This is a genomic window from Paracoccus onchidii (assembly GCF_028294535.1).
In the GTDB taxonomy this organism is placed as follows: domain Bacteria; phylum Pseudomonadota; class Alphaproteobacteria; order Rhodobacterales; family Rhodobacteraceae; genus Paracoccus; species Paracoccus onchidii.
In genome coordinates this window covers 65,807-81,800 of sequence record NZ_JAQBIE010000001.1, presented here as the reverse complement: position 1 = coordinate 81,800, position 15,994 = coordinate 65,807, and the positions used below count along the sequence as shown (strand labels likewise).

At 60.7% G+C, this 15,994-nt stretch carries 16 protein-coding genes and 1 tRNA gene; 7 read left to right on the top strand and 10 right to left on the bottom strand.

Annotated elements, in window-relative coordinates:
* Nucleotides 1-54 precede the first annotated feature (54 nt).
* The 7 genes from rpsK to PAF17_RS00370 all read right to left on the bottom strand — a co-directional run bounded on the left by rpsK (nucleotide 55) and on the right by PAF17_RS00370 (nucleotide 7,037).
* Nucleotides 55-444, bottom strand: a complete 390-nt coding sequence (rpsK, locus tag PAF17_RS00400) for a 30S ribosomal protein S11 (protein ID WP_089344978.1) — start codon at nucleotides 442-444, stop codon at nucleotides 55-57.
* A 12-nt stretch (nucleotides 445-456) separates the two neighbouring features.
* Nucleotides 457-825 carry a 30S ribosomal protein S13 gene (gene rpsM / locus PAF17_RS00395; RefSeq protein ID WP_271887099.1) on the bottom strand — a complete coding sequence of 123 codons (369 nt, stop codon included), beginning with the start codon at nucleotides 823-825 and terminating at the stop codon, nucleotides 457-459.
* Nucleotides 826-1,029: 204 nt separating this feature from the next.
* Nucleotides 1,030-1,614, bottom strand: coding sequence for an adenylate kinase (locus PAF17_RS00390; protein ID WP_271887098.1), 585 nt, complete (start codon nucleotides 1,612-1,614; stop codon nucleotides 1,030-1,032).
* Between the two features lie 39 nt (nucleotides 1,615-1,653).
* Nucleotides 1,654-3,024, bottom strand: a complete 1,371-nt coding sequence (gene secY, locus PAF17_RS00385; protein ID WP_271887097.1) for a preprotein translocase subunit SecY — start codon at nucleotides 3,022-3,024, stop codon at nucleotides 1,654-1,656.
* A 108-nt stretch (nucleotides 3,025-3,132) separates the two neighbouring features.
* Entirely contained in the window at nucleotides 3,133-3,609 is a 477-nt protein-coding gene (rplO, locus tag PAF17_RS00380; RefSeq protein WP_271887096.1) for a 50S ribosomal protein L15, read from the bottom strand.
* Nucleotides 3,610-3,729: 120 nt separating this feature from the next.
* The gene (locus tag PAF17_RS00375) at nucleotides 3,730-4,977 is read right to left on the bottom strand and encodes an MFS transporter (protein WP_271887095.1); all 1,248 of its coding nucleotides are present in this window, start codon (nucleotides 4,975-4,977) and stop codon (nucleotides 3,730-3,732) included.
* Nucleotides 4,978-4,979: 2 nt separating this feature from the next.
* Nucleotides 4,980-7,037 (bottom strand): TonB-dependent siderophore receptor, encoded by a 2,058-nt coding sequence (locus tag PAF17_RS00370; protein WP_271887094.1) that lies wholly within the window; start codon nucleotides 7,035-7,037, stop codon nucleotides 4,980-4,982.
* 199 nt (nucleotides 7,038-7,236) lie between these two features.
* Between PAF17_RS00370 and PAF17_RS00365 the strand changes: the two genes are divergently transcribed.
* The 3 genes from PAF17_RS00365 (at nucleotide 7,237) to PAF17_RS00355 (ending at nucleotide 9,013) form a co-directional block, all read left to right on the top strand.
* On the top strand, nucleotides 7,237-8,208 hold the full coding sequence (locus tag PAF17_RS00365) for a siderophore-interacting protein (RefSeq protein ID WP_271887093.1): 972 nt from the start codon (nucleotides 7,237-7,239) through the stop codon (nucleotides 8,206-8,208).
* Between the two features lie 111 nt (nucleotides 8,209-8,319).
* Nucleotides 8,320-8,925 carry a histidine phosphatase family protein gene (locus PAF17_RS00360; RefSeq protein ID WP_271887092.1) on the top strand — a complete coding sequence of 202 codons (606 nt, stop codon included), beginning with the start codon at nucleotides 8,320-8,322 and terminating at the stop codon, nucleotides 8,923-8,925.
* A gap of 12 nt (nucleotides 8,926-8,937) precedes the next feature.
* Nucleotides 8,938-9,013: transfer RNA gene (locus PAF17_RS00355), tRNA-Val, on the top strand.
* A gap of 108 nt (nucleotides 9,014-9,121) precedes the next feature.
* Here the strand turns inward: PAF17_RS00355 and cobT are convergent.
* From cobT to cobS, 3 genes are read right to left on the bottom strand one after another with little or no spacing between them, the layout of a single operon-like run.
* On the bottom strand, nucleotides 9,122-10,993 hold the full coding sequence (gene cobT / locus PAF17_RS00350) for a cobaltochelatase subunit CobT (protein WP_271887091.1): 1,872 nt from the start codon (nucleotides 10,991-10,993) through the stop codon (nucleotides 9,122-9,124).
* Between the two features lie 47 nt (nucleotides 10,994-11,040).
* Complete coding sequence (locus PAF17_RS00345) at nucleotides 11,041-11,691, bottom strand: hypothetical protein (protein ID WP_271887090.1); 651 nt, start codon at nucleotides 11,689-11,691, stop codon at nucleotides 11,041-11,043.
* Nucleotides 11,688-12,659: a cobaltochelatase subunit CobS gene (gene cobS, locus PAF17_RS00340; protein ID WP_271887089.1), complete on the bottom strand. Its 972-nt coding sequence runs from the start codon at nucleotides 12,657-12,659 to the stop codon at nucleotides 11,688-11,690. The genes PAF17_RS00345 and cobS overlap by 4 nt, the downstream gene beginning before the upstream one ends.
* A 132-nt stretch (nucleotides 12,660-12,791) precedes the next feature.
* On the opposite strand from cobS, the gene PAF17_RS00335 reads away from it, so the two are divergent.
* The 4 genes from PAF17_RS00335 (at nucleotide 12,792) to PAF17_RS00320 (ending at nucleotide 15,901) form a co-directional block, all read left to right on the top strand.
* Nucleotides 12,792-13,346, top strand: coding sequence for a sigma-70 family RNA polymerase sigma factor (locus PAF17_RS00335; protein ID WP_334223650.1), 555 nt, complete (start codon nucleotides 12,792-12,794; stop codon nucleotides 13,344-13,346).
* Nucleotides 13,343-14,053 carry an anti-sigma factor gene (locus tag PAF17_RS00330; protein WP_271887088.1) on the top strand — a complete coding sequence of 237 codons (711 nt, stop codon included), beginning with the start codon at nucleotides 13,343-13,345 and terminating at the stop codon, nucleotides 14,051-14,053. The genes PAF17_RS00335 and PAF17_RS00330 overlap by 4 nt, the downstream gene beginning before the upstream one ends.
* A 101-nt stretch (nucleotides 14,054-14,154) precedes the next feature.
* On the top strand, nucleotides 14,155-14,712 hold the full coding sequence (locus PAF17_RS00325) for a fasciclin domain-containing protein (protein WP_271887087.1): 558 nt from the start codon (nucleotides 14,155-14,157) through the stop codon (nucleotides 14,710-14,712).
* Between the two features lie 184 nt (nucleotides 14,713-14,896).
* Nucleotides 14,897-15,901, top strand: a complete 1,005-nt coding sequence (locus PAF17_RS00320; protein ID WP_271887086.1) for a DUF808 domain-containing protein — start codon at nucleotides 14,897-14,899, stop codon at nucleotides 15,899-15,901.
* Nucleotides 15,902-15,994: the final 93 nt, after the last annotated feature.

The window sequence follows — 15,994 nt, the reverse complement described above, 5'->3', positions numbered from 1 at the left end:
TGCGACAGTCCGGGCCGCGCGAAACCACGCGGCCCGGTCGTTGATGATCCAGGATCAGACGCGGCGGCGCTTTGGCGGGCGGCAGCCGTTATGCGCGATCGGCGTCACGTCACGGATCGCCGTGATGTTGAAGCCGACAGCAGCCAGCGCGCGCAGCGCCGATTCACGGCCCGAGCCCGGGCCCTGAACTTCGACTTCCAACGTTTTCACGCCGTGTTCCTGCGCCTTGCGACCTGCGTCTTCGGCAGCCATCTGAGCGGCGTAAGGGGTCGATTTGCGCGAACCCTTGAAGCCCATCGTGCCGGCCGACGACCACGAGATTGCATTGCCCTGAACGTCCGAGATCAGGATCTTGGTGTTGTTGAAGCTGGAGTTCACATGAGCAACACCGGTGGCGATGTTCTTGCGCTCTTTGCGCTTCATACGAGTCTTATCGCGTGCCATATCCGTTCCCCCTTACTTCTTCTTGCCGGCGATGGGCTTCGCCGGGCCCTTGCGGGTACGGGCATTGGTATGGGTGCGCTGACCACGGACCGGAAGGCCGCGGCGGTGACGCAGACCGCGATAGGAACCCAGATCCATCAGGCGCTTGACGTTCATCTGAACTTCGCGGCGAAGGTCGCCTTCGACGGTCAGATTCGCGTCGATGTATTCACGGATCTGCAGAACTTCCGCGTCGGACAGTTCATTCACGCGACGCGTGCGGTCGATGCCGACAGATTCACAGATCTGATCGGCATACATCGAGCCGATACCATGGATATAGGTCAGTGCGATGGGGACACGTTTCCCCGTCGGAATGTTGACGCCAGCAATACGAGCCACGCGTTTTCCTTTTCGGTTGCGGTTCCGTAACCCCGGAACCTTTTTTCACAACATAAGGCCCGAAAGCCATGCCTTCGGGCCAGTCTATGCCTCACCCGTACTCACGGGCGATTCTCTTTCGAGAAATTGTGATCTAAAGGCAGACCCACACCCCGTCAAGGGTGTGGGTTAAATTCTGTTGACAAATGCGGATTCACCGGGTCGTCAGGCGTCGGACAGTACCTTGTCGATCTGTGCCGCGACCTCGTCCATCGAAGCCATGCCATCAACCTGACGCAACTCGCCCTTGGCATGATAATAGCCAAGCAGCGGCGCGGTCTTTTTATAGTACTCGCGCAGACGATCGGCGAACACCTCGGGGGTGTCGTCCTTGCGCACCGGCTGGCCGGCCGCACGCGAATCTTCGGCACGCTTGACGATGCGCGCCACCAGCGCCTCATCATCGACCTTCAGTTCGATCACCGCGTCCAGCTTCATGTCCATCTCGGCCAGCAGATCGCCTAGCGCATCGGCCTGCGCAAGCGTGCGTGGAAAGCCGTCAAAGATAAAGCCGTTTCCGCCCTCTTCCAGCTTTTCACGGATCAGGCCGATCACGATCTCATCGGTAACCAGCTCGCCGCGATCCATGACCTCGGCAACGCGATTGCCCATTTCCGTGCCCGAGCTGCGGGCGGCCCGCAGCATGTCTCCGGTCGACAGCTGCACCATGCCGCGATCCCGAACAAGATTTCCGGCCTGAGTGCCCTTGCCGGCGCCGGGAGGCCCCAGAAGAATAATATTGATGGTCATATCTCTGTCCCCTTCGGCGGCATTTCACCGCCGTTGATCTCAGCGCCGCGACGGTGCGCGGCGCGCCTTTGCGGTTCCGGTTTTCCGTTTACCACGCAGCTGCGATTTCTCAATCAGGCCTTCGTATTGATGCGCCAGCAAATGGCTTTGGACCTGGTTGATCGTATCCATGGTGACCGAGACGACGATCAGCACCGAAGTTCCGCCGAAATAGAAGGGCACCGACCATTGGTGCCGAATGATCTCGGGCAGCAGACAGACCCCTGCCAGATAGGCCGATCCGATCACCAGAAGCCGGTTCACCACATAGTCCAGATATTCCTCGGTGCGTTTGCCGGGGCGAATACCGGGAACAAAGCCACCCTGATTCTTTAGGTTGTCGGCCACATCATCGGATTTAAAGCTGACATTCTGCGTATAGAAATAGGCGAAGAACACGATCATCGCGGCGAAGAACAACAGATACAACGGCTGGCCGGGGCCGAAATAGGCCAGAAGCGTCGACATGATCGGACCGGTTTGATTGCCCGAGAAGGTCGAGATCGTTACCGGAAGCAACAGAAGCGAGCTGGCAAAGATTGCCGGGATCACGCCCGCCGGGTTCACCTTGATCGGCAGATGGCTGGACTGACCGTCATAGACCTTCATGCCGACCTGACGCCGGGGGTATTGAATGCGGATCTTGCGCAATGCGCGTTCCATGAACACCACAAAGGCAATCACGGCGACGACCATCACCACCACACCCAGGATCACCGGGGTCGAGATCGCGCCGGAACGACCCTGCGCAAAGAAATTGGCCAGTGCCGCCGGAATTTCGGCCACGATACCGACAAAGATGATCAGCGAGATACCGTTACCGATGCCGCGTGCGGTGATCTGCTCGCCCAGCCACATCAGGAACATCGTGCCGCCAACCAGCGTGATCACCACGGATGCCTGAAAGAACAGACCGGGCGTATGCGCCAGACCGCCGGCTTCGAGGCTGCGGGCCAGACCATAGGCCTGAAACAGCGCCAGCGCGACCGTGCCATAGCGGGTGTATTGGTTGATCTTCTTGCGGCCCTGCTCGCCCTCTTTCTTCAGCTGTTCCAGCGAAGGCACCATCGAAGCCAGAAGCTGAACGATAATCGAGGCACTGATATAGGGCATGATCCCCAGCGCAAAGACGCCCATGCGCCCCAACGCGCCGCCGGTGAACATCGACAGAATGCCGCCGATCCCCGACTGGGCCTGCTCCATAAAGTTGCGCAGCGCCGCACCATCGATTCCGGGAACCGGAATATAGGTGCCAAGGCGATAGATGATCAGCAGTCCGATCGTGAACCAGATGCGCTGGCGAAGTTCCGTGGCCTTGCCGAGTGCACCCCAAGAGAGATTCGCGGCCATCTGTTCTGCGGCTGACGCCATGTGTATCCGTCCCGTGTCATGACAGCGCCGCCGACCCGTTTCCGGGGACCGGCGGCGCCAGGAAAACCTGTTTGCTATCTATGGGGCCAAGCGGCCCCATTCAACAGCTTATTCCGCCGCCTCGGTCTTGGCGGGCAGAGTGACCTTGCCACCTGCTTTCTCGACGGCTTCGACCGCCGATGTCGATGCGCCGGTGACGGCGATGTTCAGCTTTGCCTTCAGCTCACCCTTGCCCAGCAGGCGGATGCCATCCAGCTTGCGGCGCACAACGCCCGATGCGACCAGCGCGTCTTCGGTGACGTCAGCTTTGGCGTCCAGCTTGCCCGCGTCGATGAACGACTGCAGCTGACCGAGGTTGACGACGGCGAATTTCTTGGCGTTCGGTGCGGTAAAGCCGCGCTTGGGCAGGCGGCGATACAGCGGCATCTGGCCGCCTTCGTAACCGTTCAGCGCAACACCCGAACGCGACTTCTGACCCTTGATACCACGGCCAGCGGTCTTACCCTTGCCCGAACCGGGACCACGGGCAACGCGTTTCTTCGTCCGGTTCGCGCCTTCATTGTCGCGGATTTCATGCAGTTTCATATCGCTTCTCCTTGGCCGGACACATCCCCGAAGCGATACAGGACGGACGCGGCATTTCTTGGTTGAATCAGTGCACCCGGAACGGGCACCGCGCGCTGATACTAAAGCCGAGGGTCAGGGTCAAGGCACGACACGGCCCTTTGCCTCTCGGTGCCCCCCGCCTGCATTGAGGACCAGACAAAACAGGACCGCCATCCCCACCAACAGTGCCAATCCCGCGCAGATGGCAAAGAAAGTGCCAAACCCTGCCCATTGCGCGATGGCTCCGGCCGCCATGCCCAGCACCATGCTCAGCCCGCCATCCAGACATTGGAACAGGGTGAAATCCACGCCGCCCTGCGACGCGTCGGACCAACGCATGAACTGGGCATAAAGTGCGGTGAACCCGAATGCCAGCAGCGCGGATCCCGCGCCAAGCGCCGTGCCGATCAACACCGGCTGCGGCATCGCCATGCCCATTGCCCCACATGCCAGGGTGGCCATCAGCACTGCCTGCAATCCAAGCGCAAGCACCATCGTCGTCGCGATCCCGAAACGGCGCACGCAAATCCCTCCGGCAACGGCCCCGACCAGGCCTAACACCAGGCTACCAAAACCATTCAGCAAGCCCACGACGCCCAAAGGCAACCCCAGGTCGATCAGAAATGGTCCCAACATTCCCAGGGCGGATTTCTGCGCAATCACAAAGGCTGCGGTCAGGACCATGCCGCGCCTGATGTCCCGGCGCGCAAGTGCCTTGTGCAGGCTGGGTTCAGGCGCGGTTTCGGCAACCCTGTCCGCACTGCGCGCAGACCACGCAAACCAGCCAAGCAGCCCTGCAACCAAGATCGCCAGCGTCAAGACCGCCAATCGCCACCCCATTGCCGAGACCAGCACCAGAAGCAAACCGCCCCCAATCGCCGAGCCGACATAGGCACCCCCGACCTGTGCCGCATTTCCCCAGCCAAGCTGTGCGCGCGACAGAACGCCAACCGCATGCCCATCCACGGCAATATCCGCCGTGGATGTCGCAATCGCGACCAGCATCAGACAGGCAAGTGCGGGAAGCAGCGGGTTCAACCCCAACATCGCCGTCAATGCCAGTCCGGCCACCGAAACTGCGCCCGCGATCAGCACGATGACCGCGCTGCGCGGCGCAGCGCCGGGCGTCAGACGCCAACGTTCGACCTGCGGGGCCCACAAGAATTTCAGCGCCCACGGGGCGATCAGCAAGGACAACAGCCCGATATGATCCAACGGCAATCCCTGATCGCGCAGGACGGCGGGCAAACCGCCCCATGTCAGGCCGCCAATGACGCTTTGCGCCACATAGGCAGCCCATAGCCCGGACAGGATCGCGAATGACCCCTTTGACGGCCCCGTGCGCATGCTCAGAAGCGCCGGCTGACGCTTGCGGTCCAGGTGCGGCCCTCATCACGGTAGCAATATCCTGCGGTGCAGGTCTGCTTTTCCTGATTGAAGACGTTCTTGACGTTCAACTGCATCCGCACGCCGGGAACCTGCGGCACATCATAGCTGACCCCCAGATCTACAAAGGTGCGCGCATCGTTTGTGATGGTGTTGGTGTCATCTCCATAGCTTTCGCCGACATAGCGCAGGCCCGCGCCCAACCCGACGCCTTGCAACGGGCCGGCCTGAACATCGTATTTGGCCCAAAGCGACAGGGTGTCATTGGGGGTGGCGGACAACTCGTTACCTTCGGTTCCGGTTGCGCCCTTTTCGATCTCGACCCGCTGATGGGCATAGCTGGCGATCAGCCCCCAACCATTGTCCCAGTTGGCCTGCGCTTCAAGTTCCAGTCCGCGGCTGTTCAGGTCCAGCTGGCGCTGGCGGTTGATGCCGGTCGACGCATCCAGAACCACGCCGTCGCGCTGATCGATGTCAAACAACGCCGCCGACAGCAGAAGGTTCGTGCCCTGGGGTGCATATTTCATCCCGATTTCGCGTTGCGTCGATTGGGTCGGATCGGCGGGACTTCCGGTTGTATCGGTTGCGCCGTCATAGACAAAGCCAAGATTGGGCGAGAACGAAGTCGACAGGCTGGCATAGGCCATGACTCCGTTCGACCAGTCATAGCTGACCGCCAGACGTCCCGAACGGCCATCATCGGATTGGCTGCTGAGCGTCCCGTCCGCCGCCTTCGAACTGGTATCAACCTGATCCCAGCGCGCGCTGGCAAAGACCTGCCAGTTTCCCCAGCTCATCTGGTCATGCAGGTAGATGCCGGTCTGATCGGTATCTTGCGCACCGGCAAAGGGCACATCCTGCGCTGCGGTATCGGCCGCCGAAACATAACCGACCAGGCTGTTGCTGTCGTAATCGGAATGGGTCACATCGATACCGGCCAGGATCTCGTGATCGACATTTCCGGTCGAGACATTCCAGCGCAACCCCGTGTCCACTGTCTGTGTGTCCAGTTCTTCGAGGTAATGCCCCCAATATCGCGCCAGATCCGCGCCGACCGGATAATGCCCGCTATATTCAAGGTCTATATCGACATGCGCCGCGCGGAACGACTGACGAAAGGTCAGGTTGTCGGTCAGGTCATGCTCGACCTCATATCCCAGCCGCCACTGCGTCTGGTCGAAATCATTATAGTCCGGATCGCCTTCATACAGATCCGAGACCTCGCCGTAAGCAGGGTTGTAAAAGGCCGCCGTGCCTCCTGTCAGGGATTTGGACCATTCACCCAGAACGGTAAAACGGGTTTGACCGTTATCCCAGGACAAAGCCGGGGCGATATAGGTCTTGTCATCCTTGTATCCTGCCAGATCGGTATTGGAATCACGGACCAGCCCGGTCAGGCGATAGCTGAAATCGCTGCCTTCACCCAACGGCCCCGAAATATCGGCCGCGATCTGGGCGCGGTCATTGTCGCCGGTTGTCGCCTGAATTTCGTGATATGGCTCATCCTTGGGGCGCTTGGTCACCAGATTCACGATGCCGCCCGGACCGCTGACACCATAGAGGGAAGAGTTCGGCCCTTTCAGAACCGCAATCCCTTCCAGCCCGTATGGCTCGGTCTTGAACCATGCGGTCGGCGCGTTGTACTGGCGCAGGCCATCCCGGAAAAAGCCATTGTAATAGGCCGGAAATCCACGCAGGAAAAACGCATCAAAGCGGGTGTCAAAACCGAAATTGTTCGGATTGGCCCCGGATGTGTATCCCAGGGCCTCGTTCAGTGTCCGCGGGGCCTGATCTTCGACCTGATCCTGGGTGATGATCGAGACAGCTTGCGGGATACGCCCGATCGGTGTGTCCAGCTTGGTCGCCTCGCGGCTGGACTGGGCCACATACCCGTCCTGAACAAGTGTTGTATTGCTTTCGGCTTCCAGTGTGATTTCGGGCAGCACAAAACTGGTTTCCTGCGCAGCGGCGGGCAAGATTGCAGCCTGGGTCAAGAGGCAGGCGATCAGAGGGCGTTTCATTGTCGGTTTCGACCTTTCCTATCTTCGTGCCTACCCGGCAGACCGGCAAGGATCGTGGTGGCCGGGGGGGCGCTCGGCGGGCCCGGGACAGGCACACGCAAAATTGCGGCTAGGAACTGATTGAAATAGTCGGATATGTCAATTAACCAAGTAAAAAACTTTGGTATCAGCCGATCATGCAACCGGACGGGGCGGACACATGTCACATCTTCGGACCTATCGCAGCACTGGAACCGTATGCCGCCCGGCAGGCGCCGCGGTGGCGGCACTCAAGGCGCGCGCGGCGGCGTGGGACGTGCCCCTGACCGAGACCGGCGACTATCTGTCAATAAGCGTCTGGGGCTGTGAGCTGCGCCTGACACCGCAGCCAGACAGCATGACCATTGACCTTGCCGCGCCGGAACAAAGGCTGATCGGCAACCTCCGGGACAATGCTTCGGAACTGTTCGCCGAAATCGGGCTGGACATCACATGGGATCATGTAAACACCGGCGAACTGGCGCCCGGCCTGTCCCTGATGCGGGTTCAGGATGTCAGCCATATCTCCCGGAATTTCATACGTGTTCGCCTGACCGGATCAGATGCGGCACGTTTCGCGCATGGCGGTTATCACTTTCGCCTGCTGTTGCCGGCTCCGGGACGCCAACCGATTTGGCCGCGGGTGGCCAGTTCGGGCCGGGTCCGCTGGCCGGACGGGGAAGACGCGCTGCATCGTCCGGTCTTCACGGTTTCGGATTTGGGACCGGATTGGGTGGAATTCGACATTTTCCGGCACGCCAACAGCCCGACCATGGACTGGGTTCTGAAAGAACCAATCGGAGAGACGGTCGGCATCATGGGGCCGGGCGGCGGCGGATGCCCTGACGGGGACCGCCTGCATCTGTTCGGAGACCAAACCGCCCTGCCCGCGATGACCCGCATTCTTGCAGAGAGCCGCGGCGACGTGACGGCACATATCGCCTGTGCACCGCATGACCTGACCGGATTGTCGGGTGATCCCCGCGTGTCGTGCACCGACGACCTGATCGGGCGATTGTCCGACGCCCATTTCGCAAAAGACGAGTTCGTCTGGTTTGCCGCCCATGCTGACCTTGCCCGCGCGGCGCGACGGCATCTGCTGGATGCCGGATTGACGAAGCGGGACTTTCTGGTCGCCTCCTACTGGTCCTGACGCGTTGGTGCCCGGTCTGTCGCCGATTTTGCGAAGGATCCGGACACAGCGCTTTCCGGGCATTGTCAGGATCGGCTAGAACCGGCGGGCAATAAGCAACCCAAGGCGATCATGACCTGTCCCGATATTTTCCTGATGCGACATGGACAGACCATGTGGAACCTGCAGGGGCGCCTGCAAGGACGTCTGGATTCTAACCTGACGGATCAGGGCAAATCACAGGCCGCCGATCTCGCCCGGATCATTGCACCGATACAAGCCGATCGATTCAGCAGCCCACAGGGGCGTGCTATGGAAACAGCACGGATCGCCTTTAGCGATAACAGCTTTCGCATCGACGCGCGGCTGGCCGAAATTGATGTCGGGGACTTCACCGGGCATTGCCTGTCCGACTTGCAGAAATCCCATCCAAAGATCTTCGAATCGGGCGGTATCGATTGGTATGACATGACCCCTTCGGGCGAACATTTCAGCCAGTTACACGACAGATGCCGGGAATTTCTGGCTGATCTGGCCGGACCGGCGCTGATCGTGACCCACGGCATCACACTCAGGATGCTGCGCGTGATTGCGATGGATTGGCCAGCGACGCGGATCAATGACCTGCCAGTCGAACAGGGCGTCGTGCACGCCATCCGCGACCGGAGCCACAGCGTGCTGAGAAAAACTTGCAATCAGGCCGCAAGAGGGCTGGATTCCCCCCGACACGCGGGCTAAAAGCGCGGCCGGGGGCGGTTAGCTCAGTTGGTAGAGCGCTTCGTTTACACCGAAGATGTCGGGGGTTCGAATCCCTCACCGCCCACCATTTTTGCCAATAAACTACTGTTTTCCGGCCCGTAATCGCGGCGTCATGCGCATTGCGCCGCGCCATCGTGCCGGGCGGATCGCCGCCCGGCCTGAATTGGCATGATTCTTACAGAGCGCGACGCGCAGCCGCCATTCCCATGACGCGGGCGCGCTTGCGCGGATCGCTGTCAAACAATGCGGCCAATTGTTCGGTAATCGCCCCGGCCAGTTGCTCGGCGTCGGTGATCGTGACCGCGCGTTCATAGTAGCGCGTCACATCATGGCCGATACCAATGGCCAGCAACTCGACCGCTTTCTTGCGTTCGACCATGGCGATGACATCGCGCAGATGCTTTTCAAGGAAATTGGCCGGATTGACCGACAGCGTGGAGTCATCGACGGGCGCACCATCTGAAATCACCATCAGGATCTTGCGTGCTTCGGCGCGCCGGGACAGGCGCTTATGCGCCCATTCCAGCGCCTCGCCGTCGATATTTTCCTTGAGCAGACCTTCCTTCATCATCAGACCCAGATTCGGTCGGACCCGCCGCCACGGGGCATCTGCGGGCTTGTAGATGATGTGGCGCAGATCATTCAGGCGACCGGGTTGCGCCGGACGACCGTCCTGAAGCCACGCTTCGCGCGCCTGTCCGCCCTTCCACGCGCGGGTGGTAAAGCCCAGAATTTCGACCTTGACGCTGCAACGTTCCAGCGTGCGGGCCAGAACATCCGCGCAGATTGCCGCAATGGAGATCGGCCTGCCCCGCATTGACCCCGAATTGTCGATCAGCAGCGTCACGACCGTGTCGCGGAATTCGGTGTCCTTCTCGACCTTGAAGCTGAGCGGCGTGGTCGGGTTCGCGACCACACGCGCAAGACGGCCTGCGTCAAGGACGCCTTCTTCCTTGTCAAATTCCCAGCTGCGATTCTGCTGTGCCTGCAATCGGCGCTGCAGTTTATTGGCCAGACGACTGACCGCCCCGCGCAACGGTTCCAGCTGCTTGTCCAGATAGGCGCGCAGACGTTCAAGCTCGGCGGGGTCGGCCAGGTCTTCGGCCCGGATTTCTTCGTCCCATTCCTGACTATAGACAGTATATTCAGCCGAAGCCTCGCTGACCGGAGGCGGCAGATCGGGCGGCGATTCAGCCTCGGGCATCTCCGCTTCATCCGCCAGTTGATCATCGGACTGGTCATCCATGCTGACCTGCGCCTGACGTTCATCCTGCTGCTGTTCCTGCGATTGCTCGGCCGAAGCGTCCGATTCCTCGCTGTCATCCTGATCGCGCGACTGGTTGTCGCCGGCCTCTTCTTCCTGTTCGGCGTTTTCGTCGCCCTCGTCATCTTCGGGTTGGTCAGGGTCATCACCCAGCTGATCGCCATAGCCCAGATCGCTTATGACACGCCGCGACAGGCGGGCGAATGCCGCTTGATCGTGCAATACCGCGTTCACATCCGCGATCGCATCGCCGGCCTGCTGTTCGACGAACGGACGCCAGAGATCTGCGACATTCTGCGCAGCAGGCGGCAAATCGCGCCCCGTCGCTGCCTGACGCAGAATGTAACCCGCCGCAACCGACAATGGCGCATCGGCGGGCTGGTTGATTTGGCCATAACCCTTCTTGTCGGCATCCGCCCCGATCTTGGCATCGATATTCGACAATGCGCCCGGCATGTCGCGCGCGCCCAGCGCCTCGCAACGCGCGGTTTCCATGGCTTCATACAATTCACGCGCCATCGGACCGCTGGGGGCAAACTTGTTGTGCGTGCCCGTGTCGTGATGCCGCAATCGCATGGCAAAAGCATCGGCCGTGCCACGTGCAAGCAGGATTTCCTCGCGCGACATTCGGCGGCTGACCTGGGGCAGCCGCATCGTATCACCCGCCACCCCGGAAGGATCGGCGCTAAAGGTCACGTTCAACTCTCGCTCGTCGGCCATCGCGCGGGTGGCCTCGGTCAGAGCCTTCTTGAACGGGTCGGCGGGGTTGTCAGAATTCTTCATGTCTTCCATAGACCACCACGTGCAGCCTGTCGCAAGGGGCAAGCCCCCTAGAACGCAGTCAGATCGACCATGCAGAAATCGGGCCAGCCATGATCTTCGCCGTTCCAGTCCGACAACAGGTAATGCGCGGGGCGGTTTCCCTCGTGATGAATGGGGGGCAGATCGCTCTCGGCAGGCATGGTGACGTCCTGCACCCAATTGCCCGTCAAAAGGTTCCAGTCACAGGTCGCAGAGGCCGCCGTCAGACGATCCCACTGTTTCAGGGTATAGCCTGCAATCCGGATCTGTCCTTCACGCTCGGCCAGGGTCAGCGTCTCTTCCCAAGGGGAACGACCGATGCCGATCTGTTCGGCATGCAGCCTGAGGCCACCGCTTTCGGTCACATCCAGGCGGGGCACCTGCCCCGCCATCAGACCCATCCAGACCAGATCGCGCCCGATTGCCAGGGGTTGCCCGGCATTATCGTCGGGTTCCCCAGCCAGGATCACCAGATCGGCCTTGGCCGCATCCGGGTTCCGACTGGCCAGCAGAACTGCCCGCTCTGCGCCGATATGTTCTTGCGATATGTCAACGTGAACCGCCTGAAGCACACGCGGAAGAATGGCGCGTTCTTCAGCAGAAAGAACCGGCTCGGCCCCGATACGGGTTGCGACAAGCGCAAACCCGCAAGCCAGCCACCCCGCGAAACCCGGCCTCACAGCGCCTTCGCCGCAGCACTTTCAGGCAATTCTTCGTCAAACAGCCGCTGATAGAACTCGGCCACGGTCTGACGTTCAAGCTCGTCGCATTTGTTCAGGAATGTCAGGCGGAAGGCATAGCCGACATTGTCGAAGATACGCGCATTCTGCGCCCAGCTGATCACCGTTCGCGGCGACATGACAGTGGACAAATCGCCCTGCATGAATGCCGTGCGGGTCAGGTCGGCCAGGCTGACCATCTGACTGATGACCTTGCGCCCCTTTTCATTGTTGTAATTGGGGTTCTTGGCCAGCACGATCGCCGCCTCTGCGTCATGGGACAGATAGTTCAGCGTCGAGACCAGCGACCAACGGTCCATCTGGCCCTGGTTGATCTGTTGCGTGCCGTGATACAGGCCGGTCGTGTCACCCAGGCCCACCGTGTTCGAGGTGGCGAACAGACGGAAATACGGATTGGGCGTGATCACCTCGTTCTGGTCCAGCAAGGTCAGCTTGCCGTCTGCTTCCAGAACCCGCTGGATCACGAACATCACGTCGGCGCGACCGGCGTCATATTCATCAAAGACAATGGCCGTCTGGTTGCGCAGCGCCCAAGGCAGGATGCCTTCATGGAACACCGTGACCTGTTTGCCGTCGACCAGCTTGATTGCATCCTTGCCGATCAGGTCGATCCGGCTGACATGACTATCCAGGTTCACGCGTACGCAGGGCCAGTTCAGGCGGGCGGCAACCTGTTCGATATGGGTCGATTTGCCGGTGCCGTGATAGCCCTGGATCATCACCCGGCGGTTATAGGCAAAGCCCGCAAGGATCGCCATCGTCGTATCAGGGTCGAACTTGTAGGTGCTGTCGATCTCGGGCACGCGGTCAGTGCGCTCGGCAAATCCCTTTACCTTCATATCACTGTCCAGACCGAACACTTCGCGCAGGTCGATCTCTTCGGTTGGTTTGGCGTTCGCGTCCAGCATCCTTGGGCCCTTTCCTCGCATCCGCGCCTTGATCGCGCATTCGTGGCAACTGTGCAAGCCACGCTCGCGTTGACGCCCCCCGACTGCGCCCATAAGGTTGCGCCGAACGGAAACCCATGACCGAGGCCCGGTTTGCAGGATGCGCGCCGACTTCAGCTTGAAGAAATGATCGCACGGGTCGCCCTGGGCGACCGCTCGGCGTTTGATGCGCTTTATGATGCAACCTCCCCCAAACTGCACGCAGTCTGCCTGGCCGTCTTGAAGGATCGCCCCGAAGCAGAGGAAACCCTGCAGGACGTCTATATCAAGATCTGGCAGAACGCGTCGCGCTATGCGTCAAACGGGCTGTCACCGATGACGTGGCTGATCACCATCGCCCGCAACCGATCCATTGATAAATTGCGGGCCCGCAAGTCCCGCCCGACCTCTGACACCGCCGATATCGCGGCAACGGTCGCGTCCTCCGAGCCGGGGCCGGAATCGGCTGCGATTCGCGCTCAGGAACGTCGACTGCTGGATGAGTGTCTGGCGCTGCTGGCCGACCAGCAGGCGGGGGCGGTCCGCGCCGTCTATCTGGAAGGTGCCACCTATGCCGATCTGGCCGAACGAGAGGGCAAGCCGATCAATACCGTCCGCAGTTGGTTGCGCCGCAGTCTGTTGCGCCTGAAAGATTGTGTCAGCCAATGACAGATGACGCCCCCCTCACCCCGCAAGAAGAAGACGAGGCCCTGGCCGCAGAACTGGCGCTGGGTCTGCTGGAAGGGGATGAAGCCGCCGCAACCGTCGCCCGCCTGTCCGACGACCCCGCTTTTGCGCAATCGGTCCTAGACTGGCAGGAACGCCTGTCCGCAATGGCTGAGGGGCTGACCCCGGTCATGGCCCCCGCCCGCGCGCGTCAGGGCATTCGTGAAAGATTGGGGCATGGTCAGGCGCCGCTGGCCGAGGAACTTGACGCGTCCATCCCCTGGTGGCGGCGCAGATTTGCTGCGGTTCTGGGTCTGGCGTCGGCGGCCGCTGTCGCATTGTTCCTGTGGATACCGCAACAAACCGATCGTCCCGCTGCATCGGCCGATTATGCGGCCGAACTTGTGACCGAAGATGCATCGCTGCGCGTTGCGGCCCGGGTCGATGGACGCGACATGGAGATTGCACTGGAAAGTGGTGCCGCCGCCGAAGGGCGCGACTACGAGATCTGGTGGATCAAAGCCGATGGCTCGGCCCCGATTTCCATCGGGCTGGTGCCCCGCGAAGGAACGTTGCGCATGACCTTGCCGGATGGGCTGGACCCGTCCGAAGATATTCAGATTGCCCTGTCCGACGAACCCGAAGGCGGCTCTCCGACAGGTCAGGCCACTGGCCCGGTGGTCGCGATTTCACCACTCACGCGGTCGTGATCTCTTAAAACGCATCGCTCTGCGCAACTTTTCCCGCTCCTCTTCGTGGTTGTGGTCAGAAGGACGAGAAAACCTCGTTCTGGACTTCAAGGAGGAACACCATGACCCGCATCAAAACCGTCTTCATTGCAACCGCCATGACCGCGCTGGCCGGGGGTGCCTGGGCCGCAAATACGATGGTTGGGGGCGCCGAGATGTTTGCCGACAAGAACATCGTCGAAAACGCCGTGAATTCGGCGGATCACACCACCCTGGTCGAAGCCGTGAAAGCCGCCGGCCTGGCCGATACCCTGATGGGCCCCGGACCGTTCACGGTCTTTGCCCCGACCAATTCGGCCTTTGCCAAGCTTCCGCCCGAGGCCGTCAAGGACCTGATGAAACCCGAGAACAAGGAAACCCTTGCGACGGTTCTGAAATGCCATGTTGTTGCCGCCGACGCGATGTCGCCCGCCATCGGCAAGATGATCGCGGATGATGGCGGTGCGCATCCGGTCCCGACCCTTGGCGGCTGCACCTTGACGGCATCGATCAACCCCGACAACAACGCGCTGCAACTGACTGACGAGAACGGTGCCGTTGCCACCGTGACGCTCCCGGATGTGGATCAGTCCAATGGCGTCATTCATGTCATCGACACTGTCATGACCCCCAAGATGTAAAGATATAGCGCTCTGCCCGCGCCCGGTTCCGGGCCGGCGGACTGGCCCGTGCGATCCCTACCGCACGGGCCTTTTGTGTTGAGCGCCATGACCAAATCCTGCCCTGGGCGCCGCATGCGGGGTTGCAACCCGCGCCCAGTGCTTTCAGTTTCAGTGTGACGAACAGGACAGGATCGGACAAGGCATGAGCGGGCTGATAGCGCTTTTGGATGACGTAGCTGCGATTTCAAAGGTCGCCGCGGCATCAATCGACGATGTGGCCGGACAGGCGGCAAAGGCCGGGGCCAAGGCCGCAGGCGCCCTGATCGATGACGCGGCAGTCACGCCGAAATACGTTCAGGGCTTTCACGCCAGCCGCGAGTTGCCGATCGTCTGGAAAATCGCCAAGGGGTCATTCTTCAACAAGCTGGTGATCCTGCTGCCCGTGGCCCTGTTGCTGTCGGTATTCGCACCCTGGCTGATCACCCCCCTTCTGATGATCGGCGGCTCGTATCTGTGTTTCGAAGGCGCCGAGAAAATCGCACATCTTTTCGTGCATTCCGACCGCCATGACAGCGAAAAGCACACACATCCCAAAGGTGACGGTGCCGCATTGGAGGAACAGCGCGTTGCCGGGGCGATCAAGACAGACTTCATCCTGTCAGCCGAGATCATGACCATCGCCCTGTCCACGATTCCCGCCGAGGATTCGCTTTGGATGAAAGGGGTGATCCTTCTGGTTGTCGCAATCGGCATCACCGTAGCCGTCTATGGCGCGGTCGCATTGATCGTCAAGGCAGACGATGTGGGGGTTCATCTGGCGACACAGGGGCGTGGTGCGGTTGCCGCACTGGGGCGTGGTATCGTCAAGGTCATGCCCGGCCTGATGACTGCCCTGACCATAATCGGCACCGCGGCAATGTTGTGGGTTGGCGGGAATATCGTCATTCACGGGCTGGCCGATCTGGGGTGGCACGCGCCCTATGACTGGATCCACCATCAGGCCGAGGCCGTCGGCCACATGATCACCCGCTTTTCCGGCGCGGCCAGTTGGGCGACAACAGCGTTTTTTGACGGGATCGCCGGGCTGATATTGGGGTTGCTGCTTATTCCCCTCGCAACCCGCATCATCAACCCGATGTTGCAGGCGACAGTGATTCCGGCAGCTGCGCGGCTGCGGTCATTATTCGGTGCAAAAAGCGAAAACTGACACAAGGATCACAACCGAACGTTGTCGACAAACATAGAAAATCAAACAACAAAGTCGAAAAAAACCGAATATTGACCGTTCGGACAAACACTG